The organism is Phenylobacterium sp., from assembly GCF_031425575.1.
Lineage (GTDB): Bacteria > Pseudomonadota > Alphaproteobacteria > Caulobacterales > Caulobacteraceae > Phenylobacterium.
The window spans coordinates 1-22900 of the sequence record NZ_JANPJP010000279.1 but is presented as its reverse complement, the minus strand read 5'-3'; the positions used below and the strand labels follow the sequence as shown (position 1 = coordinate 22900).

Here is a 22900-nt window from a genome sequence, read left to right as displayed (position 1 = left end):
TGGGCGCCGAAGAAGACGAAGGGACCCGTCGGGTTTGCGCATTGCCCCTGCTGACCATCGATGGAGTCCACGCAGGGCGTCGCTTGCACGTCGCCGAGATCGGACCACTCATCCTGGTTGCGATTGAAGCGGTACTGCGCCCCCGCCGCCCAGGCGATGTTGCCGCCCGCCAGCGCTATGCTGGTTTCCTTGTTGATCACTGCGTCGAAAACGAGGATCTGGTTGGTGGCGACGTTGGTGTACTCGCCATAGAGCCACGCCTTCACCGCCGGGTCGTTGGCGACCGAGGCGACATAGAAGGGGTTGGTGGCGCCATTGATGGCGCTGGTGGCGATGCCGTTGCTGAAGGGATTGATGAACTTGCAGTTCCCGACGCCGGGCGTGCCGGTGGTGTAGTTACAGCCCGGGCCGCCCAGGCCGTTGAAGGCCCGCTGGATGCGGTTCACCAACAGATCGTTGGTGCTGACGACGCCCTTGTTCTCCATGAAGGTCAGGGCCGTGTCCCAGCCGATCCCGTCCAGGAGGCCGCCATTGAACCGGCCATTGAAGCCGGCGGAAATGCGGTACTGGGTCTGTTCGATCTGCTGGTAGTCGGCGCCGTCCGAGTTCAACGGATGGCCTTCGACCCCGATCAGGCGCCAAGCCGTCTGGCTGGCGGTGACGCCGCCCGCCATGGCCGCGCACTGGGCCGCGCTGAGCGGCGGGGCGCAGTTGGTGCGCAGGGCGATCAGGCCGGGGTTGTTGGCCGGGACGAAGAAACGCGTCTGGTTATTGTAGCCGGGAGGCGCCGTGGACCCCGAGGTGTTGGCGGTCGGGAACTGGGTGGTGAGGTTGGCGGGCGAGATGCGCTGATCGGGCACCGCGTTGCGGTTCCAGGCGATTTCACCGTGGAACCGGATGTCGTCGCTCAGGTCGAAGTTGACCTCGCCATAGAGCTGGTAGTGATGCTCCTCGTTCACCAGGTCGTTGAAATTGCTGAACTGGTAACGGCAAAGGGCGCCGCCGGAGGTCACGGGCTTCAGCGTCCCCGAGAGTTCCTGTGAACCTAGGACGTTACATCCATTGTCCCGGAACAAGGGGCCGCCGGAGGGGGTGCCGTACGAGCCGGGGCTCGCCGAGCCAGACCAGCCGCCATAGAAGACCGACTCAAACGGACGCACCGCATAGTCGCGATCCTGGGCGTCGAGGCGGCCGCGGGCGCGGTAGCCCGCGGTCAGCAGGAGGTTGCCGCTGTCGAAGACCTTCCCGTAGGCGATGCTGGCGTCCCAGTCGCCGCCGTCGGAGTCCTGGATGAAGGCGTAGTTGCCGTTCACCTCGAAGCCGTCGAGGTCCTTGCGGGTGATGAAGTTCACCACGCCGGCGACGGCGTCCGAGCCGTAGGTGGCGGCGGCGCCGTCCTTCAGGATTTCAATCCGGCCAATGGCGGCCGTGGGCATGAAGTTCAGGTCCTGGCCGCCGCCCTGGAAGGCCGCCGCGGTCGTGTCCGCCAGGCGGCGACCGTTCATCAGGACCAGGGTGCGGGAAGAGCCGAGACCCCGCAGGTTGATCGAGGCCGTGCCAGCGCCACCGTTGTAGCGGTTGCTCTCGCCGAGCGAGGACTGGGCCGAGGTCAGGGTCTTGACCAGCTGGACGACGCTCGGGGCGCCCTGCTTGGCCAGTTCCTGCACGCCGATCACATCGACCGGCTGAGCCGCCTTTTCCGACGTGCCGGCGATAAATGAACCGGTGACGACAACCTCTTCAACGACTGTGCTTTCCTGGGCGAGGGCGGAACCCGCTCCAAAGGCCAGGGCGACGGCCAGAATGGACCCGCCCGAGAAATATCTGCTCTTCAACATCAACTGGTTCCCCTCGAGTTTCGCCCTTGAATTTAGATCCGGGCGTTTTTGTCTCATACGAAGAAACGATCATCCGACGCCGGCTTCGACAGCGCCAGAAATTTTTCGGTGAGGTAACAAAACGGCGTTCTCTGTTGCAGCGCACACTGGCGGCTTGGCGATCGCGGAGCGGAAACCGTTGTGTGAAGAGGGATACGGCGCGGCGCAACTCCCCTCATGAGGGAGCCAGTTCGGGACTTCCCTTACACAACAATGGCGCCGGCATCCCGGCGACCCGCGATATACCACCAGAAGATGCGCGCTGTTTTTGGCGGACTTGTCAGTAATAGACGCGTGCGGCGCGGTATTGGCGCGAGGGGGCCGTTGCATGAAAGACACGGTCAGTCGGAGATTTGGTTAGGCGCTGCCGTTGGGGAAGCCTCCGGCCGCGCGCCGACCCTCAGCCCGCCTGGTGATCCTCAAGGGGTTCGCGAATCACGCCGCCCTTCATCCCGCACAGGGAAGAAGAAGACGCCGCCCTCGTGAGAGGGCGGCGTCCAGACTTTTGGTGGGTCCTATGTCTCGAGTGGGCTTGACGCGATTCCCACTCCTCGCTGGCCGCTTTAGAAGCGCTTCTTGATGCCGACAGTGTAGACGCGGCCGAGCGGATTTCCGCTGCCCGGGTCGTAGTTGTACTGGGTGCCGATGGCGAACGGCGGATCCTCGTCAAGGAGGTTCATGACCGAGAGGGTCAAGGCCGTATCCCAGGGCAGCTCAGCACGGTAGGTCAGGTCGTGCTGCCAGTACTCGGCGACCTTGGTCGTCGATTTCACCGCCGCGGCGATGTTGATCGAGTTGGGTTCGATCTGGGTCGTTGAGGAGACATGGCGGACTTGCCAGCGCAGGTTCTGACCACCCGCCGCCCAGTTCACGTAGGCGTTCGCCCTCAGACGGTTGTAGCCGGTGAACAGCGACGCCCGGTATGTGCCCGCCCGCTTGATGACGCCTGCGGCGGAGGTCGGCAAACCCTCGATCGTGTAGCCGGTGTCGTCGTAGTTCAGCAGGTAGGTGCCGTCGAAGCCGGTGCTCAGGTCACCCCCGAACAGTTCGCCGACTTGCAGGTTGGCCTGGAAGTCGACCCCGTCGGTCTTCACCTGACCGCCGTTGATATACTGGGTGCGATAGGAGAGCACGGAGGGCCGCCCGCCCGCGCAGCCGGCCGAATCGAACGTGAACCGGGCCGCCAGGGCGGCGTTGCCGCACTTGTTGGGTCCCCCAGTGGGGAACATCAGGTTCAACAGGTCCAGGGTGGCTTCGGAGGTCAACTGGTCCTTGAAATCGAAGTTCCAGTAATCGACCGTGGCGTTGAAGCCGCCGATCTTGACCATGGCGCCGACGCTGTAGGTGAGCGCCGTTTCCGGATCTAGGTTCGGGTTGCCGTATAGGTCGTTGGCCCGGTAGGTGCCGCTCGCATTGGTGAGGCCGCGAGAGAAGTTCGTCGTGGTGATGGTGGCGGCCGGCGCCCGGTAGGTGGTGGAGACCGATCCACGCAGGGCCAGCCAGTCCAGAGCCTGCCAACGCAGGGAGGCCTTCGGATTGAAGGTCTCACCCTGGCCTTGGTAGTACTCGTAGCGGCCGGCGAGCGTGCCTTCGAGGTTGTCGGTGATCGGCAGTCGGACTTCGAAGAAGCCCGAACCGATCTTCCGCTCCACATCGTAGGGACGCAGGTTGGCGTTGAACAGGAACGGACCATTGGCCGTGGTCGGACAGAACGGCGAACCGTCGCCGAACGGTGGGCTGTCGACGCAAGGCGTGGCGTTGGCGTCGTAGATGGCGTCCGGATCCTGAACGCGCCGGTCGTAGCGGAACTGTGCGCCGGCGGCCCAGGAGATGTTTTCCGAGCTCCAGAGCTTGAACGAGCTCTCACCGTTGAAGATCAGGTCGGCGACGAACAGCTTGTCGGTGATCTCGTTGCGCTGTTCCTCGTCCATCCAGTCGAAGACGGCGCCTCGGTTGGCGACGGCCTCGTTCAGGCCGGCGATCGTCGAGGAGCTGCCCACATAGTAGGGATTGGCCGGGACGTTCGAGAGGCTCTGCTGGATCGCGTTCGTGAAGGGGTTGAAGTAGAAGCAGCCCAGAGCGGCGTTGCCGGCGTTGGTGGTGAAATTCGCCGTTTCCGCCGCGGTGCACTGGTCGGCGTTGCCCGCCCGGCTGCCGTAGCCACGCAGGCCGAGCTGCAGGCGGTTCACCGAAGTGTCCTGCAAGTTGTAGTTAAAGTCTTGCTCCTGATAGGTCAGGCCAAGCTCCCAGCCGACGCCATTCTCAAACCTGCCCTTGAAGCCGCCCGCGATGCGGAGCGTGTCGATCTTGTACGAGTAGTGGCTGTGCCTGTCGGACGTGTAGGGATTGCCCGCGAAGCCGATCGGTCGCCAAGCCGTCTGGCTGCTGGCCACACCATGGAGCGCGGCGTTGGCGGCCTGGCTTTGGGCCGTGGCGAGGCCCTGGGCGCAGGTGGTGGCGTCGACCCCATAGGGTAGCACCGCACCCGTGCAGTTCGCCGAGGCGATCTGACCGAGCAGGGCGATCAGACCCGGGTTGGTGTTCGGAATGTAGAAGCGTGACTGCTCACCGGTGCCGCTGGCCGGGATCGGGGAAACCCCGCCGCCCGGCGAGGCGCCCGAGGCCAGGATCGGAGCGGGATACTGGTTGGGGCCGGTGATCGCCCAGCTTTGCAGCGGAGTGTTGTGCGAGGCCCAGAGGACCTCGACATTGCCTTCGATGTTGTCGGTGATGTCGACGTTCAGCTTGCCGTAGAGCTGGTAGTGGTCTTCGTCTTCGACGAGGTTGTCAAAGGCCGTGTACTGGAAGTTGCATGAGGTCGGGCTGACGATGGTGGTGGTCAGGACGTAGGGCGCGCCGCCATTGGCTCCGCAGCCGATGTCCGGCAACGACCCGGCGAAACTGCCCGCCGAGTAGCCGGTGTTGGGCGAACCGACTGGCGGGGTGGTGGCGGTCTGATACTGGCCGGGGTTGCCCGTGCCGGCCCAGCCGCCCAGCGGGTTCTCGAGATAGCCTTCAGGTCCCGTGCGCAGGGCCCAGTCGCGCTCCTTCACCGACATTTCCGACCGGTGGCGATAGCCGGCGGTCAACAGCAGGCGCGCATTGTCGCCCTTGAAGCCGTAGGCGATGCTGCCTTCGTAGTCGCCGGGCGAACCGGAAATGCCCTGATAGTTGGCGTTGAGCTCAAATCCCTCCAGATCGGTGCGGGTGATGAAGTTGACCACGCCGCCGATGGCGTCAGAGCCGTAGGTCGCCGCGGCGCCGTCCTTGAGGACTTCCACGCGGCCGATGGCGGCGGTGGGCAGCAGGTTGATGTCCACCGAGGAGATCGCCTGCGGCGAGGTCGGCAGACGCCGGCCGTTGAACAGCACCAGGGTCCGCGAGCCGGTGACGGCGGAGTTCAGGTTGCGAAGGTTGATGGTCGCCGCGCCGGAACCCGAACCGAAGCGGTTGTTCTCACCGATAACCGCGCCCGATGAGGGGATGGTCTTGATGAGCTGAACCATCGTGGGAGCGCCGCGGTTGGCCAACTCCTTGGCGCCGATCACATCGACCGGCAGGGCCGCGTCTTCGGGCGTGCCCGCGATGAACGAGCCGGTGACGACCACTTCCTCAACGACGGTGGCGTTCTGGGCGGACGCGGTTCCCGCCAATCCAAGCGCCAGCGCCAATGTCAGCGCGGAGCCGCCGCAGAAATAACTGTTTTTGAAGATCACTTAAATTCCCCCTCGTGAGTCGCCCGTTTATGCGGACGAAATTTCTGACTCTTGCGAATAAAAGATCATCAGACGTGAGCCTGGATCGCGCCAGAAATTTCTCGCGGTTGCAAAATAACGCCGTTCTTTGCTGCGGCGCACACCCTGCTCCGAAGTGATCGCCGATTAGATTTGTGTTACGGGACAAGAGATTGCGGCCCGCCGGCCCTGAAGCTGGCTCGGCCTGTTAGGCGGTTTCCCTCACGTTACATGGTGCGGTGATTGTTGCCGAGCGCCGGTGTTTCATGCGCCAGGGCGTTCCGCGCGATACGCAGACCCAGCGCGGTGGCTTACGCTGCAACGCAACATTCGCCTGAATGGAGTGTTGCAAGAAGGTCGCAGATCGAGACCGTTATTTCCTAAGCTGGGCGTTCGTCGGCCTGACCCCGGACGTTACGTCAACCTGAGCGTCGGGAGCGCCTGCCCCAAAAAGAAAACGCCGCCCCGAGAACGGGGCGGCGCGAGGTGTGATCCGTTGGGCTCGGGGCCCGGTCGGTATCCTAGAAGCGCTTCTTGACTCCCACCGACCAGACACGGCCGAGCGGGTTTCCGCTGCCCGGGTCATAGTTGTACTGGGTGCCGATGGCGAACGGCGGATCGGTGTCGAGGACGTTCATCACCGACAAGGTCAGCGCTGTGTCCCAGGGCAGTTCGGCCCGGTAGGTCAGGTCGGTCTGCCAGTATTCGCCGATCTTCGCCGTGGACTTGACGTTGTTCGCGATGGCCACCGGGGTCGCCTCGGTCTGGAGCGTCGAAGAGACGTGACGAACCTGGAGACGGAGGTTCTGTCCTCCCATCGCCCAGTTCACATAGGCGTTGGCCCGCAGACGGTTGTAACCGGTGAAGATCGACGCGCGGTAAGTGCCCGCACGCTTGACGACGCCCGGGGCCGTCGGGATGCCTTCGATTTCGTAGGGCGACTCGTCATAGTTCAACAGGTAGGTGCCGTCGAAGCCGGTGCTTACGTCGCCGCCGAAGAACTCGCCGACCTGGAGATTGGCCTGGAAGTCGACCCCATCGGTCTTCACGCCGCCGCCGTTGATGTAGTTGGTGCGGTAGGAGAGGATGTTGTCACGACGGCAGGCGCCGGCGAAGGTGAACCGGGCCTGGATCGCGGAGAAGGCGGCGTTGCCGCAGTTGCCGGTGCTGGTCGGGGCCGCGGCCCCGGCCGGGAACATCAGAGCGATCAGGTCGGCGGTGGCTTCCGACGTCAGGGCGTCCTGGAAGTCGAAGTTCCAGTAGTCCACCGTGGCGTTGAACGCGCCGATCTTGACCACCGCGCCGACACTGTAGGTGAACGCCGTTTCCGGTTGCAGGTTCGGATTGCCGAACAGGTCGTTGGCCCGGTAGGTGCCGTTGGCCACGGTCAGGCCACGTGCGAAGTTGGTCGTGGTGATCGTGGCGGCCGGCGCGCGGAAGGTGGTGCTGACCGAACCGCGCAGGGCGAGCCAGTCCAGAGCCTGCCAGCGAAGCGCGCCCTTCGGGTTGAAGGTCTCGCCGATGCCTTGATAGTACTCGTAGCGAGCCGCCACGGTGCCTTCAAGGTCGTCGGTGATCGGCACGCGGACTTCAAAGAAGCCGGCCCCGACTTTCCGCTCCACGTCGTAGGGACGCAGGTTGGCGTTGAACAGGAACGGACCATTGGCCGTGGTCGGACAGAACGGCGAACCGTCGCCGAACGGCGGGCTGTCGACGCAAGGCGTGGCGTTGGCGTCGTAGGCCACGTCCGGATCCTGGACGCGTCGGTCGTAACGGAACTGGCCGCCGGCCGCCCAGGCGATGTTGTCGGACGCCCAGAGCTTGAAGTCGGTCTCACCGTTGAAGATGACATCGGCGACGAACAGACGGTCGGTGATTTCGTTGAACTGTTCGGCTTCCATCCAGTTGAAGACGGCGGCGCGGTTGGCGACCGCGTCGTTCAGGCCAGCGATCGTCGAGCTGCTGCCCACATAGTAGGGGTTGGCCGGGACGTCAGCGGTGCTCTGCTGGATCGCGTTGGTGAAGGGGTTGAAATAGAAGCAACCCAGCGCCGCGTTGCCCGCATTGGTCGTGAAGTTCGCGGTTTCGGCGGCGGTGCACTGGTCGGCGGCGCCGGCGCGGCTGCCGTAGCCGCTGAGGCCCAGCTGCAGGCGGTTCACCGAAGTGTCCTGCAGATTGTAGTTATAGTCCTGGTCCTGGAAGGTCAGGCCGACTTCCCAGCCGATGCCGTTCTCGAACTTGCCCTTGAACCCGCCGGCGATGCGCAGGGTGTCGATCTTGTAGGAATAGTGGCTGTGGCGGTCGCCCGTATAGGGGTTGCCCGCGAAGCCGACCGGACGCCAGGTGGTTTGGCTGGGAGCCACGCCATAGAGGGCGGCGTTGCCGGCTTGGCTCTGAGCCAGAGCCAGGCCCGTGGCGCAGCTTGCGGCGTCCACGCCATAGGGAAGAACCGCGCCCGAGCAGTTGGCCGAGGCGATCTGGCCGACCAGGGCGACCAGGCCCGGGTTGGTGTTGGGGATGTAGAAGCGCGACTGCTCGCCGGTGCCGGAGGCAGGGATCGGAGACGAACCGCCGCCCATCGAGCCGCCCGACGGGAGGATCGGAGTGGGGAACTGGTTCGGACCCGTGATCGCCCAGCTCTGGTTCGGTGTGTCGTGCGACGCCCAGAGAACCTCGATATTGCCTTCGATGTTGTCGGTGATGTCGACGTTCAGCTTGCCGTAGAGCTGATAGTGGCTTTCGTCTTCCACTAGGTTGTCGAAGGTCGAGTACTGGAAGTTACACGCCGTCGGGCTGACGATCGCGCTGCCGAGCACATAGGGCGCACCGCCATTCGCGGCGCAGCCGATATCCGGCAGGGAGCCGCTGAAGGTGGCGGCGGAGAAGCCCGTGGTCGGCGAGCCGACGGGGGCGGTTGTCGCGGTTTGATACTGGCCCGGGTTGCCGGTGCCGGCCCAACCGCCGAGGGGGTTTTCAAGGTAGCCGGCGTTGCCTTGACGCAGCGCCCAGTCCCGCTCCTTGATCGACATTTCCGAACGCTGGCGGAAGCCTGCGGACAGCAGCAGATTGGCGCGGTCGCCACGGTAGCCGTAGGCGATGCTGGCTTCATAGTCGCCAGCCGAACCTGAGATGCCTTGGTAGTTGGCGTTGACCTCGAAGCCGTCCAAATCGGTGCGGGTGATGAAGTTGACCACGCCGCCGATGGCGTCAGAGCCGTAGGTCGCCGCGGCGCCGTCCTTCAGGACTTCCACGCGGCCGATGGCGGCGGTGGGCAGCAGGTTGATATCCACCGAGGAGATCGCCTGCGGCGAGGTCGGCAGACGCCGGCCGTTGAACAGCACCAGGGTCCGCGAGCCGGTGACGGCGGAGTTCAGGTTGCGAAGATTGATGGTCGCCGCGCCGGAACCCGAACCGAAGCGGTTGTTCTCGCCGATAACCGCGCCCGATGAGGGGATGGTCTTGATGAATTGAACCATGCTGGGCGAGCCGCGCTGGGCGAGCTCCTTGGCGCCGATCACATCGACCGGCAAGGCGGCGTCTTCGGGCGTGCCCGCGATGAAGGAGCCGGTGACCACGACCTCTTCAACGGTGGCGGCCTCCTGAGCGGCTGCGCTTCCGGCGAGTCCCATGGTCAAGGCGACGGCGAGAATCGAACCGCCGCAGAAATAACTGCTTTTGGACATCAATGTTTCCTTTCCCCCTCAAGCGGCCTGTTCCCAGTTGAAAATACCTGGAGGCTAAGCGGCCGTTGAGTGATGCGATCATCGGCGGTCTGAGCGCCGAGCGCTAGAGTGAGGCGCGGATTGTTTCGCGTTCGAAATCGCCAAGCCCAGCAGCTAAGGTTTTGACATAACAGATAATTTTCCGCGCGATAAACATACCCTAATCTGAAAACTGAATTTCCAGCACGCGCCCAGGGTGTGTAGCAAGTTGGTTTTACACGCGTTTTCGGCGGGCAGATTTCAGATAACTTGGTTCGAATCGTGCCGAGCCTTCGAAAAAACCGACCGGTCGGTCTGCATCTGGCGCGGAATTCAGAATAGGCACTGTTGCAACACCGCCGCACCTTTCGAAAAAGTCTTCGATGCCGAAAGCAAGCTGACGCAGCGTCAGGTGATGACCTGATTTGCGCCCCGTTGAGCGCCGGCCATGACGGGCCGCCTCACAGGGTGGCCGGTCCCGCGAACAGCCCCAAGTCGGTGAGGATATAGCCAAGACCCAGCTTGGTCGCCTCGGCGAAGGCGTCTTCCGCCGTCTCCACGATGGGCGCCCCGGGACCATTGAAGGAGGTGTTCATCACCACCCCCGGCGCCCCGGCCTCGGTCATCGCGAGGAGCAGGTCGTGCAGCAGCCCGGTTTCGGGGCCGACGTGCTGCAGACGCGAGGTGTGATCAAAGTGGGTCACCGCTGGCAGGGCCTGGGTCCGGCTGCGGTAGTTGAACAACATGAACCGCGACTCCGCCGGGCCGCGGTCAAAATAGGTCGCCGACTCACTCTGCAGCACAGCCGGAGCAAAGGGGCGCCAGGGCTCGCGGCGCTTCAGCCGGTTCACCGCCGCCCAACTGCCCGTTGAGGCTGGGTTCGCCAGGATGGAGCGGTGGCCGAGGGCGCGAGGCCCGACCTCGCTGCGGCCCGAGCAGATGCCCACGGCCTGGTCCTGCAGCAGCAGGGCGCACGCATGCTTCAGGGGATCGACGTCTTGCACCCACCGCCACCCGTGGCGCTCGGCCGCCGCGGACACGTCGGGCAGCAGTATATCGGCACCCAGATAGACAGCCTCGGCATAGTTGGCGGGCGGCGCGGGATAGACGCCATGGGTGTCGAAATAGGCCGCGACGGCGGCGCCGATCGATAGGCCTTCATCGTTGACGGCCGGAGGAACCACCACCGGGACGTCCTGAACCACCGACAGGTTGCTGTTGGCCGGACAGTTCAACGCCAGTCCGCCGGTCAGGACGATCTGCTCGTACTGGAAGCCCGCCCGCCGGGCTATGGCCTGGGCGGCCCGCAGGATCGCCAGGACATTGTGTTCCAGCAGCAGCTGGGCCGAGGCTGCGATGTCGGCCACGAGGTCCGGCGGCGTCTCGTCGAAGGGATTCCAGGCGGCCAGCTTGCCTGCATCGATCCGCTGCCGTGCGAACCACCTCTGGATCACCTCGCGCATGCCGACCCTGTATTGGTCGGTCACCTGCCATCGGGTTCCCACAAGGGCCGGGTCAAAATAGATCGGGCGGCCGTAAGGCGCGAGCCCCATCAGCTTACCGGCCCCGCCGACCTCGCCGAGCCCTAGGATGGAGGCCGTGTTGTCATAGAACTCGCCGAGCCAACCGTCGGTGGGCGTAATCGCCTGCAGCTTTTTCCCCGGGGCCCAGAAATAGACGCCGCCGCCTGCGAAGGACGGGCCCCCGCCGCCGTCGGCGCTGATGACCAGGGCCGGGCGGTCTGGACTGACCGAATGGGCCGCGTACTGGGCGTGCAGATAATGGTGCTGGTAGAACCGCGCGGGATAGGTGCGCCCGTCGAGGCGGAGCTCGCCATCGACCCGCATGATGTGGGAGAGGGCGGGCGTCTGGGCGCCGACCATCGCCATGGCCTCGTAGGATTGGTTGAAGCCTTCGTTGGCGACGCTGTAGTAGGGGAAATTCTCCCGCACCAGGGCCCCGCCCTGGGCGAGGAAGTCAGGCCGCCAGGTGATCAGTCTGCGATAGTGGTGGCTGGCGGGGATGCGGCCGAAAAAGCTTTCCGCGCCCATGGCCTCGCTGCCCGCCATGGCGATCTCGACATCGTCGTCATGAAACATGGGGACCGACTGGGTTGAGCTCAGGCCCAGAACTGCGTCGGCGGGCGCGCCCTCCAGCAGCTCACGCAGGTCGTCGGATGACAGCCCCAGGGCGTGCTTCACCCGGGTGCGGCGCTCCTTGTTGAGGAAGCGCGTGAGGCCGCTCTGATCCAGCACCGTGCCGCTGGCGTCGTGGCCGAAGTGCAATCCGATCGCCTGCATGGCACCGCGTCCGCTTGATTGGGGCGATCTGTCTCGCCGAACCTGTCATCCCTGGCAAGGCGCCCAGCGAGGGGCCGCAAAGAAGGAGGCGTGATGCGAAACGGATGGTGGACGTGACAGGGATTGAACCTGTGACCCCCTCGATGTCAACGAGGTGCTCTCCCGCTGAGCTACACGTCCAGACCGTCAGGTCTCCCTTTCGGGAGCGGAGGCGGCGGTATAATGGAGCACCGTTTCCGGCGCAAGGGCGGCTTTAGGCGGCCGCCATCATCCGCTCGACCTCGGTGACGATCTCCCGCAGGTGAATGGGCTTGGAGAGCACCTTGGCGCCGGGAGGTGCGCTCTCGCCGGCGGCCAGCGCCACGGCGGCGAAGCCGGTGATAAACATGATGCGCAGGCCAGGATGCTTGGCGGCCGCCAGACGCGCCACCTCGATGCCGTCCATGCCCGGCATCACGATGTCGGTGAGCAGCAGGTCCCAGTCCTGGTCGAGAACCGCCGCCGCTTCTTCGCCGTCGGCGCAGGCGGTCACGTCATAGCCCGCACGTTCCAGGGCGCGGCTGAGGAAGCCACGCAGGGAATCGTCATCTTCGGCCAAGAGGATCCGGGGCATGGGTGTTCCGCGCGAAGGGTTCAGACGCGCACATCATAGTGGGCCAGATGTAAACTCGCGATGAACCATCCTTGGCCCCCCGCGCTATCGTTTGACCGCTCCCGGCGCCCGCCGTCATATGAAGCTCGATGACCGCCTTCGAGCCCCTTGTCGCCGACGACGCCGCGCCCAGGCTCGAGCCCTCCTTCGACATCTGGCGCGCAGGTCTCGACGGTCAACCGCCCCCCACCTCCCTGGTCTTCGCCTCCCCTCATTCCGGCCGCCTCTATCCCGCGGACATGATGGCCGCCACGACGCTGGACGCCGTCGCCATCCGCCGGTCCGAGGACGCCTTCGTCGATGAACTGATAGAGGCCAGCCCCGGCCTGGGCGCCACCGTCATCGCCGCCCGCCTCGCGCGCGCCTATATGGATGTCAATCGCGAGGCCTTTGAACTCGATCCCGGCATGTTCGCCGACGAGTTGCCGGACTTCGCCCGTGGACGCTCGGCCCGCGTGGCCGCCGGTCTGGGCGCCATCGCCCGCGTGGTGTCCGAAGGTCAGGAGATTTACGCCCGCAAGCTGACCTTCGCCGAGGCGCGCGGACGCATCGAGCTGGCCCACGCCCCCTATCACGCCGCGCTCGCCCGTTTGCTGGGAGAGGCTCACGCGGCGCACGGCTTCGCGATCCTGGTGGACTGGCATTCCATGCCGGCGGCAGCGGCCCGGTCCGGCGGGGGCGCCTGCGACATGGTGCTGGGGGACCGCTTTGGGGCGGCCTGCGCCCCCATCGTGACTCAGAGAGTAGAGCGGGAACTGGAGGCCATGGGCTACCGCGTCGCCCGCAACGCGCCCTATGCCGGCGGTTATACGACCGAGCACTACGGCCGCCCGGCGAGGCGAACACACGCCTTGCAGATCGAGATCAGTCGGGGGCTCTATCTGGACGAGGCGCGCCTTGAGACCACCGAGGGCTTCGCCAAGCTGAAGCGCGATCTGCAGCAGCTCACCGCCATGCTGGCGCGAACCGACTGGAGCGGGTTGAAGACCGCCTAGGCCGTCCTTGGAGCCACCGTTTCTTCCCGCGCCCTTGCGCGCCCGCGCGTCAGGCCAAAAAAAAGCCGGACCCGAGGGCCCGGCAGTTCATTAGGGAGGAAACGCCCAGGAAGGGCAGAGGCGACATGGCCGCCTCACAGGATTACAAGTACAGTGCGGCGCACAAAACTTCAAGGTCGAATGCGCTAAAGTCGTCGGTTTTTTTGCCGCATGATGAAATTGCCGTTAATTTTCAATGATATGAATTTCGAGAATGTGCGGTATAGGACTTGCTGCATCGCACAACAGCTCAACCATATGGTCAACGCCCGCGACGAGATTGCGCTGGTGAAAGCCCCCGCGCTCGCTTACAAGCCGCGCGCCCTTCCCGAGATAAGAATTTAAATGTCGCTCCGCAACATCGCCATCATCGCCCACGTCGACCACGGCAAGACCACGCTTGTCGACCAGTTGCTCGCCCAGTCCGGCGTCTTCCGCGCCAATGAGGCGACGGTCGAGCGCGCCATGGACTCCAATGACCAGGAGCGCGAGCGCGGGATCACCATCCTGGCCAAGTGCACCAGCGTGCTGTGGCATGGCGAGGCCGGCGAGACCCGCATCAACATTATCGACACCCCGGGCCACGCCGACTTCGGCGGCGAGGTCGAGCGGATCCTGGGCATGGTGGACGGCTGCGTCATCCTGGTGGACGCCGAAGAGGGCGTGATGCCCCAGACCAAGTTCGTCCTGGGCAAGGCGCTGAAGATGGGGCTGAAGCCCATCCTCTGCCTCAACAAGGTCGACCGGCCGCACGCAGATCCCGACCGCATCCTGAACGACGCCTTTGACCTGTTCGCCGCCATGGGCGCGACGGACGAGCAGCTGGATTTCCCGCACATCTACGCGTCGGGCAAGAACGGCTGGGCGACCCTGGACATGGCCAAGCCCAACGACAACCTGGCCCCCTTGTTCGACCTGATCGTGCGCCACGTGCCCGAGCCCAAGGTGGTCGAAAATAAGGACAAACCCTTCCAAATTCTGTCGGTGCTCATTGAGAACGACCCGTTCCTGGGCCGCCTCCTGACCGGCCGCATCCAGTCGGGCAAGGCCACGCCCGGCATGGCGATCCACGCCCTGTCGCTGGACGGGACGGAAGTCGAACGCGGCCGCATCACCAAGGTGCTGGCCTTCCGCGGGCTGAAGCGCCAGCCGATCGAGGACGCCGAAGCCGGTGACATCGTCGCCATCGCCGGCCTGTCCAAAGCCACCGTGGCCGACACCCTTTGCGCGATGGACGTCACCGACGCCCTGCCGGCCCAGCCGATCGATCCGCCCACCATCTCCATGACCGTCTCGGTGAACAACAGCCCGTTGGCGGGCCGTGAAGGCGACAAGGTGCAGAGCCGCGTGATCGCCGCGCGCCTGCTCAAGGAAGCCCAGTCCAACGTCGCCATCCGGGTGACCGAGACCTCCGACAAGGACGCCTATGAAGTCGCCGGCCGTGGCGAACTTCAGCTCGGCGTGCTGATCGAGAGCATGCGACGCGAGGGCTTCGAACTGTCGATCAGCCGTCCCCGCGTGGTGTTCCAAATCGACCCGGAGACGGGCGATCGCCTGGAGCCGATCGAGGACGTCATGATCGACGTCGACGACGAGTTCACCGGCATCGTCATCGAAAAGCTTTCGGCCCGCCGCGCCGAGCTCAAGGACATGGGCCCGTCCGGCGCTGGCAAGACCCGCATCAGCCTGATGAGCCCGTCACGCTCTCTAATCGGCTACCAGGGCGAGTTCCTCACCGACACCCGCGGGTCGGGCGTGCTGAACCGCGTGTTCAGCCACTATGAGCCCTACAAGGGCGTCATCGACGCGGGCCGAAAGGGCGTTCTGGTCTCCAACTCCGATGGCGAGACGACGGACTTCGCCTTGTGGAACCTCGAGGACCGCGGCTTCATGTTCGTGGGCGGCGGCGAAAAGACCTACCAGGGCATGATCATCGGGGAGAACTCGCGCTCCGACGACCTGGACGTCAACCCGATGAAGGCCAAGGCGCTCAACAACATCCGCGCGTCCGGCAAGGACGAGGCCGTGCGCCTCACCCCGCCGCGCCGCATGACCCTTGAACAGGCCATCGCCTATATCGAGGAAGACGAGCTGGTCGAGGTGACGCCCAAGTCGATCCGCCTGCGCAAGCAGGTGCTGAACCCCAGCCTCCGCAAGCGCCGCGCCAAGGAAGAATAGTCCCTAGAGCGGCAGCTCCATGAAAAAGTCGGCCCTCGCATAGGGGGTCGGCCGGGGCGGCAGCTGCACGAAGCCGGCGGCGCGGTAGACCGCGAGCGATCCAGGCCTCGTTCAGCCGTTTCCAGGCCTCTGCGTGGCGGGGTTCGAAGGCCGTGATCTGCATGGCTGGCATCTTGGCGCGGAAGCTGTGCTAGGCACATCCCCCGCTCAGGAGCGCGCTATGGCCCATCCCGTCTTCGCTAACCTGCCTACCACCGTGTTCGAGGAGATGTCGGGCCTGGCCCGGGAGCTGGGGGCCATCAACCTGGGCCAGGGCTTCCCCGACGATCCCGGCCACCTGGCGATCCGCCAGAGGGCGGCCGACGAGGTGCTGAACGGCTACAACCAGTACCCGCCCATGGCAGGCCTGCCGCAGCTGCGCGAGGCGGTGGCGGAGCACTATCGCCGCTCGCAAGGCCTGGACCTGGACTGGAAGAGCGAGGTCACCATCACCTCCGGCGCCACCGAGGCCCTGGCCGCGGCCTTCCTGGCCCTGGTGGAGCCCGGGGACGAGGTGGTGGTGTTCCAGCCGGTCTATGACGCCTACCTGCCGCTGATCCGCAGGGCCGGCGGCGTGCCGAAGCTGGTGCGGCTGGAGCCGCCGCACTGGCGGTTCAACCGGGCCATGCTGGAGGCCGCCTTCACCGACAAGACCCGCTTCGTGGTGCTGAACAACCCGATCAATCCGGCCGGCGTCGTCCTGCCCCGGGAGGACCTGGAGCTGCTGGGGGAGTTCTGCGTGGCCCATGACGTGACCGCCATCTGCGACGAGGTCTGGGAGCAGGTGGTGTTCGATGGGGCCACCCACATCCCCTTGATGTCGCTGCCGAATATGCGCGCCCGCACCGTGAAGATCGGGTCGGCGGGGAAGATGTTCGGCCTGACGGGGTGGAAGGTGGGCTTCCTCTGCGCGGCGCCGGAGCTGACCCATGCCCTGGCCCGCGCCCACCAGTTCCTGACCTTCACCACGCCCCCCAACCTGCAGGCCGCCGTGGCCTTCGGGCTGGACAATCCAGGCGACTGGTTCACCGCCATGCCGGCCGGGCTACAGCGGTCGCGGGACCGGCTGGGCGAGGGCCTGGCGCGGGAGGGGTTCAAGGTGCTGGCCAGCCAGGGGACCTACTTCCTCAATGTCGACCTGGCCGCCTCCGGCGTCATCGAGCCCGACCGGGCCTTCGCGCTGCGGGCGGTGAAGGAGGCGGGCGTCGCGGCCATCCCGGTCTCGGCGCTGTACGAGGCCGACCCGGTGACCAGCATCCTGCGGCTCTGCTTCTCGAAGGGGGACGCGACCCTGGACTCAGGCGTCGAGCGGCTGGCCAGGGCGCGGGAGCTGTCGCGCGGGGCGACCGGCTAGCCAACATGTTGGTGGCCGCGGATGGAGCAAAACGCCTTTCATCCACCCTCATCACCATCCCTTACGGGGCCTGGGTTTGCGGGCCGACAGGGCAACCGTTATGCGCCGACATGTGACGGTCTATAGCGCCCGGGGGTGACGCCGAACTGGCGGCGGAAGGCGGTGATGAAGGCCGAGGGACTGTCATAGCCGCAGTCCAGGGCCGCCCCCGTCACCGAGCTTCCCGCGCACAGGGCGGCGACCGCGTGGATCATCCGGGCCTTCTGACGCCACGCCTCGAGGGAGAGGCCGGTCTCGCGCGGGAAGACCCGCTGCAGGGTGCGCAGGGAGGCGCCGGCGGCCCGCGCCAGGTGGGTGAGGTCGCCGCGGTCGTCGGGCGCGGCCTGGACCTGTTCGGCCAGGGCCAGGGCGCGGGGGTCCAGGGGCAGGGGCAGGGCCAGGTCCTCGCGTGGGGCGGCCGCGATCAGGTCGATCAGCACGCCGGCCAGCCGGCCATGCTCCGGGAAGGCCGGATCCAGCATGCCGACCCCCAGGATGTGCAGCACCAGTTCGCGCAGCAGCGGCCCCACCTCCAGGACACAGGCCTCGGCGGGCAGGGGCCCGGCGATCTGCGGCGCGATGTAGAGGGTGCGCATGGCGACGGCCCCGGCCATGCCGATGGAATGGGGGCGACGGGGCGGCAGCCAGACGGCGCGGGTGGCCGGCGCCAGCCAGGCGCGCCCCTCCGTCGTCACCCGCATCACCCCGCTGCGCCCATAGACCAGCTGGCCCCAGGGGTGGTCGTGGTCGGCGATCACCATGCCGTCGGGATAGGTCGCGGCCAGGGACCGGACCAGGAACCCGTCGCCGCTCACGTCGCGCGCGCCGCGTCGTACTGCATGGCGCCGATGATGTTGCCCTCGGGGTCCTGGAAATAGATCAGGTCGCCGACCCCCTCGATGCGGACGCGAGGCATGAGGATCCTGGCGCCGGCGGCCTCCAGCGCCGCGAGGGTGGCGGCGAGGTCCTCCACCGCGAAGGTGGTCTCCAGGGCGTTGGTCTTCACGCCGGGGCTGAGCTCGCGGCGGCCCTGCAGGGCGCCCATGACGCCCTCGCCGGCGTCACGGGTCTGGTAGAAGTTCGGCGGCCCCCAGGGGGTGAAGGTCCAGCCGAACACCGCCTCGTAGAAGCGTTTGGCGCGGGGAACGTCGTCGGCATTGATGGCGAAGTGGCGCAGGTGCGCGGTCATGGGGCTCTCCCTGTTGGTGAGGGGAGGATGACTCCGAATGGCGTGGCGTGCTTGCGCTATTATGCCGAAATATGTCGCGGACGCGCCATCGCGCCGTCTTGGTGTGGAGCGCCAGAGATCCGCGACGCCCCAAGCCCCCCTAGACCACCTCGGGGAGGTCCTCGTCGAAGACTTGAAGGTCCTTGGGGCGGGGCTTAGAGGCGTCGCCGGCCAGGCGGGCCAGGAGGTAGCCGACGGCCACCACCATGTCGTCGACGCTGTAAGGCTTGGCCAGCGATCCCACCGCCACCGCGCGGGCGGAGACGGCCCGGTTGGGCTGGCCGCTGATGAACAGCACGGGCACGCCGATGGCCTTCAGTTCGACGGCGAGCGCGATGCCGTCATTGCGGCCGTAGAGCTTGATGTTCACCAGGGCGAGATCGGGTTTGAGCTCCCGCGCCGCCGCCATCGCCTCCTCGGGCCGGCTGGTGAGGTCCATGACCCGGTAGCCCGCGTCCTCCAGCCCACTCTTGAGGGAGATGGCCGGCAGGATCTCGTCCTCGACGATCAGCAGGGTATGCAGCTTTTCCATGGGCGGGGCCTCCTTCAAAGGCTCGCGGCGGCTTGGCCGTCGGCGGGTAGATCTTGCACCAGGGCGACCTGGGTGTGGGTTACGGTGACCCGGGTTCCGGGGTGGGCGGGCTTGATCTCCACGACCGCCTCCAGCTGCCGCGCGAGGGCCTGGACGATGCTGGTCCCCAGGCCCGTGCGGCCCTGGCCGGGCTGGGCCGCAACGCCGGCCCCGTCATCGGTGACCGAAAGGGTCCAGTTGGGACCGCGCACCTGGCAGTCCACCACGATCGTGCCCGCCCGGCCGTCCGGGAATGCGTGCTTCAGCGCGTTGATCACCAGTTCGGTGACGATGAGGCCCAGGCTGACGGAGGTGCGCGCCGCCACCATGCCGCCCTCGCCGGTGACTCTCAGCGAAATCTGCTGGGGGTCGGCGATCATGGAGGCGGCGATGCTGTCGCACAGGGAGATGAAGTAGGTCTGGAGCTGGACGGTCTCGGCGGCCGACTCGCTGAGCTGACGCTCCAGGGCGGCTACGGACATCACCCGGTTATGGGCGTCCTTGAGGTGGGCGCGGGTCTCGTCCGACAAGGTGCTGCGGGCGTTCTGCAGCAGGACGCTGGCGATGATCTGCAGGCTGTTGGCCACCCGGTGACGCACCTCCGACAGCAGGACCAGGTTCTCGGCCAGGGCGTCGTCCTTTAGCCTCTGGTCGACCAGAGTCTGGGTGGTGTCGGTGACCGACATCAACAGACGGCGGTTCTCCAGATCGAGATAGACCAGTCGCTGGGCGTGGATCAGCAGATGGCGGGGCGAACGGCCGGGCCGCACGAGATCCAGTTCAAAGGCGTCGATCGGGGCCTGCCCCGCCGCCGTGGCGTCCAGCAGGGCGCGCAGGCGCGGCGTCTCCCACTCGCCTGCGCCGAGGCCCGACAGGGGGCCGCCCACCGCCTTGTCCGCATCGATCTCGAACACCTGGCCGAAGGTCTGGCTGGCGGCGACGATGTTGAGGTCCCCGTCCAGCAACAACAACGGAGCCGGGGACGCTGCGACGATCGCCAAGGTGAGGCTGAGCGCAGCCTCCTCGGAATAGTGCGGGATCTGGGCCGCCATGGGCGCCCTTCAAAACGACTGGAGACTCGCGAGGCGAAAGCCCTACCCAGATAGAATATCGCGGAATTTCCGCCAGATAGCGGACGGCGCATGTCGGCTACAACACTCTAGGACAGGATGTGTTGCATCACTTCGCCCCTGCCCAGGACGAAGATGTCAGGCGGGCGCCGGCCGCCGGCGGTAGATGTCCACCCCCTCGCGCCCGGTCTCCGCAAAGCCGAAGCGGGCGTAGAAGCGGTTGGCGTCGCTCATCTCAAGGACGGTGAGGGCGACCGCCATGCCGGCCGCGTCGGCCTCCGCCAGCAGGACGGTCATCACCGCCGCGCCCAGGCCCACGCCCTGGAAGGCGGGGTCGAGGTAGAAGTGCTCGATCTCCCAATCATCCCCGCGAGGACCGAAGGCGACGCAGCCGGCCAGGGCCCGGCCGACCCGGATCAGGCGCGTGTGCTGCGGGCGAAAGCTCTCGATGAAGCGGGCCCGCGCCCGCTCGGGCGTGAAGCGGCCAACGCGCTCCAGGCTCTCGCGCAGGGCGGCGATCCGCAGGGCGACCAGGGTTTCGAGGTCGGCGAGGGTGGCGGGGTGAAAGGTGAAGGTCGGCGCCTGCTCATCATTTGCTTTGATCGTCATGGCCGGGCTTGTCCCGGCCACCCATGATCTCCGTGGCGACGGCCACGCGACGCGGCGCCGTTTGCGCGATCTGGACTCACGCGGAGATCATGGGTCCCCGGGACAAGCCCGGGGATGACGGTTGCGGGTTGGTGGGGGGCCTCAGGAGGTCGAACCACCGTCGATGACCACGGTCTGGCCGGTCATCCAGGAGCCGGCCTTCGAGGCCAGGAACACTGCCGCGCCGGCGATGTCGTCGGGTTCGCCCAGGCGGCGCAGGGGGGTGCCGGAGCTGGCGCGGGCCTCGCCGGCCGGGGTGTCCCACAGCGCCTTGGCGAAGTCGGTCTTCACCAGGCCCGGCGCGATGCAGTTGACCCGGATATTGTGGGGCGACAGCTCCTGGGCGAGGTTGCGGGCCAGCTGCATGTCGGCGGCCTTGGAGATGGCGTAGGCGCCGATCACCGAGGTGCCGCGCAACCCCCCGACGGACGAGATGATGATGATCGCCCCGTCCTTGTTGGCCTTCATCTCCTCACTGGTCATGTTGATCAGCCAGTTGTTGGCGATGATGTTGTTCTCGAGGATCTTGCGGAACTGATCGTCGGAAATGCCGCTCATCGGCCCGTAATAGGGGTTCGACGCGGCGTTGCAGACCACGATGTCGATCTTGCCGAAGGCCTTGCGGGTCTCGTCCACCAGGCGCTGAAGGTCTTCCTTCGAGGAGATGCTGGCGGGGATGGCGATGGCCGCGCCCGGGTGCTTGGCATTGATGGCCGCGGCCACCTCGTCGCAGGGCCCGGCCTTGCGCGAGGAGATCACCACCTTGGCGCCATGCTCGGCCATGCGCTCGGCGATGGCCTTGCCGATCCCGCGCGAGGACCCGGTGATGACGGCGACCTTGCCGGCCAGATCAAACAGCTCACCCATGAGCGCAACTCCCTTAAAACAGATGTTTGGTTTTATGGGCTGGCATTTGCGGGACGGGGCGACGTTGCGTCAAGGGGACGGGGGTGAGGTTGGAAACGCCGAGCCCGGTCTCGCCCCCTCCACCCCGCTTCGCGCGGTCCCCCTCCCCCGCTACGCAGGGGAGGAAAGGGCGCGAGCCGTTGTCAGGGATAGGCCGGGGACCCTAGAACCCTTCCAACAACAACACACAGGGAGAAACACCGATGTTTTCGCACATCATGATTGGGACCAACGACGTCGAGCGGGCCAAGACCTTCTATGACGCGGTGCTGGGGACGCTGGGGGTGCCGGCGGGGAATATCGATGGCGGGCGCCGGGTTTTCTACCGGACCAAGACCGGGGTGTTCTCGGTGACCAAGCCGATCGACGGGGAGCCGGCCTCGGCGCCCAATGGCGGGACCATCGGGTTCGCCTGCGAGTCGCCGGAACAGGCCGACGCCTGGCACGCGGCCGGCGTGGCCAATGGCGGCACGGCCATCGAGGAGCCGCCCGGCGAGCGCGAGGGGTCGGGGCTGTACCTGGCCTATCTGCGCGATCCGGACGGGAACAAGATCTGCGGGCTGTACCGGATGCCGCGGGGGTAGGACCAGCCGCTCATCCCGGCGAAGGCCGGGACCCAGGTCGAAGGGCGCAGCCTCGCCAGGAATTAGGAATGCGGCGGATGAATCTGGGTCCCGGCCTTCGCCGGGATGAGCGGTGCTTTTGTCACCCGTCGAAGTCGAACATGACGTCGTCGGGGTTGGGGCGGACGCCGCCGGCGCTGGCGTAGAGGGCCATGGCGGCGTCGTTGGAGGCGTTGGTGAAGACGAACATCTCGTCCCAGCGGCCAGTGCGTCCAAGATCGCGCAAGCGCGCCAGCATGGCCTTGGCCAGGCCTCGGCGCTGGAAGGCCTCGTCGACATCCACCGAGTAGATGAAGAAGCTCACGGCCTCGAAGCGGCGCAGGACGTGGCCGTAGATGAAGCCGGCGACGACGCCGTCCTCGATGGCCACCACATTGACCAGGTCGGGATCGGCCAGGTGGCGGGTGGCGGCCTCGCGGCTGATGGGGCCCTCGTCGGAGAGGTTCACGGCCTCCACCAAGAGGGCCTCGTCGCCGGCGCCAAGGATGCGGATATCCATGGGGCTAGCGGAAGGCGAAGCTGAGCTTGGCGCCCAGGAAGCGGCCCTGGCTGTCGAAGCCGTGGGCCGAGCCGATGGCGGCCTCAGCGCGGGGCTGCAGGCCGCAGAGGAAGCCCAGGGAGGCCGTCGCCGTCCTGGCGAAGCTGCGGTCCACCGAGGTCTTGGCGATGCCGGCCTGGCGCAGGGCGTTGGCCTCCGCGATCTCCGGGGCGATGGAGACGCGGGGCGCGGGGCGGGCGAACACCGCCGAGGTCAGGGGGGTCTGGGCGTGCGCCGCTCCGGCCAGGTTGGCGAGGGCGGCGGCAGTCAGCAGCAGGCGGGTCATGGCGGGCTCCTTGGCGCGTCTCATCAGATCAGTTCGCGGGGCGGCTGGCGGGGTTACGTCCAGACAAGCTAGAAGGACGCCATGATCCCCTGGGAACACCTGGACACCGCGCTCGTCCCCGA

General features: G+C 66.3%; 17 protein-coding genes and 1 tRNA gene. 4 read left to right on the top strand and 14 right to left on the bottom strand.

The window, feature by feature from the left end; translation table 11 throughout:
• The 6 genes from RMO97_RS15830 to cpdR form a co-directional block, all read right to left on the bottom strand.
• Nucleotides 1-1838 (bottom strand): TonB-dependent receptor plug domain-containing protein (locus RMO97_RS15830; RefSeq protein WP_310541996.1); only part of this gene is annotated, 1838 nt, incomplete at its 3' end.
• A 602-nt stretch (nt 1839-2440) separates the two neighbouring features.
• A complete protein-coding gene (locus RMO97_RS15825) occupies nt 2441-5593 on the bottom strand; it encodes a TonB-dependent receptor domain-containing protein (protein ID WP_310541995.1) in 3153 nt (1050 codons plus the stop codon).
• A 539-nt stretch (nt 5594-6132) separates the two neighbouring features.
• On the bottom strand, nt 6133-9294 hold the full coding sequence (locus RMO97_RS15820; RefSeq protein ID WP_310541994.1) for a TonB-dependent receptor domain-containing protein: 3162 nt from the start codon (nt 9292-9294) through the stop codon (nt 6133-6135).
• Between the two features lie 479 nt (nt 9295-9773).
• On the bottom strand, nt 9774-11612 hold the full coding sequence (locus RMO97_RS15815) for a carbamoyltransferase C-terminal domain-containing protein (RefSeq protein WP_310541993.1): 1839 nt from the start codon (nt 11610-11612) through the stop codon (nt 9774-9776).
• 105 nt (nt 11613-11717) lie between these two features.
• A tRNA-Val gene (locus RMO97_RS15810) sits at nt 11718-11792 on the bottom strand.
• A gap of 73 nt (nt 11793-11865) precedes the next feature.
• On the bottom strand, nt 11866-12225 hold the full coding sequence (cpdR, locus tag RMO97_RS15805; protein WP_215338251.1) for a cell cycle two-component system response regulator CpdR: 360 nt from the start codon (nt 12223-12225) through the stop codon (nt 11866-11868).
• 128 nt (nt 12226-12353) lie between these two features.
• On the opposite strand from cpdR, the gene RMO97_RS15800 reads away from it, so the two are divergent.
• From RMO97_RS15800 to RMO97_RS15790, 3 genes are all read left to right on the top strand, one after another.
• The gene (locus tag RMO97_RS15800; RefSeq protein WP_310541992.1) at nt 12354-13259 is read left to right on the top strand and encodes an N-formylglutamate amidohydrolase; all 906 of its coding nucleotides are present in this window, start codon (nt 12354-12356) and stop codon (nt 13257-13259) included.
• Nucleotides 13260-13643: 384 nt separating this feature from the next.
• Complete coding sequence (typA, locus tag RMO97_RS15795) at nt 13644-15476, top strand: translational GTPase TypA (RefSeq protein WP_310541991.1); 1833 nt, start codon at nt 13644-13646, stop codon at nt 15474-15476.
• Nucleotides 15477-15696: 220 nt separating this feature from the next.
• Complete coding sequence (locus RMO97_RS15790) at nt 15697-16869, top strand: aminotransferase (protein ID WP_310541990.1); 1173 nt, start codon at nt 15697-15699, stop codon at nt 16867-16869.
• Nucleotides 16870-16967: 98 nt separating this feature from the next.
• On the opposite strand, the gene RMO97_RS15785 is transcribed toward RMO97_RS15790, so the two are convergent.
• The 6 genes from RMO97_RS15785 to RMO97_RS15760 form a co-directional block, all read right to left on the bottom strand.
• Nucleotides 16968-17723 carry a helix-turn-helix transcriptional regulator gene (locus tag RMO97_RS15785; RefSeq protein ID WP_310541989.1) on the bottom strand — a complete coding sequence of 252 codons (756 nt, stop codon included), beginning with the start codon at nt 17721-17723 and terminating at the stop codon, nt 16968-16970.
• Nucleotides 17720-18097 carry a VOC family protein gene (locus tag RMO97_RS15780; protein WP_310541988.1) on the bottom strand — a complete coding sequence of 126 codons (378 nt, stop codon included), beginning with the start codon at nt 18095-18097 and terminating at the stop codon, nt 17720-17722. Before RMO97_RS15780 ends, RMO97_RS15785 begins: the two co-directional genes overlap by 4 nt.
• Before the next feature lie 139 nt (nt 18098-18236).
• A complete protein-coding gene (locus RMO97_RS15775) occupies nt 18237-18668 on the bottom strand; it encodes a response regulator (protein ID WP_310541987.1) in 432 nt (143 codons plus the stop codon).
• 14 nt (nt 18669-18682) lie between these two features.
• A complete protein-coding gene (locus RMO97_RS15770) occupies nt 18683-19759 on the bottom strand; it encodes a histidine kinase dimerization/phosphoacceptor domain -containing protein (RefSeq protein WP_310541986.1) in 1077 nt (358 codons plus the stop codon).
• A gap of 156 nt (nt 19760-19915) precedes the next feature.
• Nucleotides 19916-20386 carry a GNAT family N-acetyltransferase gene (locus tag RMO97_RS15765; protein ID WP_310541985.1) on the bottom strand — a complete coding sequence of 157 codons (471 nt, stop codon included), beginning with the start codon at nt 20384-20386 and terminating at the stop codon, nt 19916-19918.
• 141 nt (nt 20387-20527) lie between these two features.
• The gene (locus tag RMO97_RS15760) at nt 20528-21292 is read right to left on the bottom strand and encodes an SDR family oxidoreductase (protein WP_310541984.1); all 765 of its coding nucleotides are present in this window, start codon (nt 21290-21292) and stop codon (nt 20528-20530) included.
• Nucleotides 21293-21534: 242 nt separating this feature from the next.
• Between RMO97_RS15760 and RMO97_RS15755 the strand changes: the two genes are divergently transcribed.
• Nucleotides 21535-21915, top strand: coding sequence for a VOC family protein (locus RMO97_RS15755; protein WP_304781336.1), 381 nt, complete (start codon nt 21535-21537; stop codon nt 21913-21915).
• Between the two features lie 121 nt (nt 21916-22036).
• Here RMO97_RS15755 and RMO97_RS15750 read toward each other — a convergent pair whose 3' ends face one another.
• Together RMO97_RS15750 and RMO97_RS15745 are read right to left on the bottom strand one after the other, a co-directional pair.
• Nucleotides 22037-22453 carry a GNAT family N-acetyltransferase gene (locus tag RMO97_RS15750; RefSeq protein WP_310541983.1) on the bottom strand — a complete coding sequence of 139 codons (417 nt, stop codon included), beginning with the start codon at nt 22451-22453 and terminating at the stop codon, nt 22037-22039.
• 4 nt (nt 22454-22457) lie between these two features.
• Entirely contained in the window at nt 22458-22778 is a 321-nt protein-coding gene (locus RMO97_RS15745) for a hypothetical protein (RefSeq protein WP_310541982.1), read from the bottom strand.
• Nucleotides 22779-22900 lie beyond the last annotated feature (122 nt).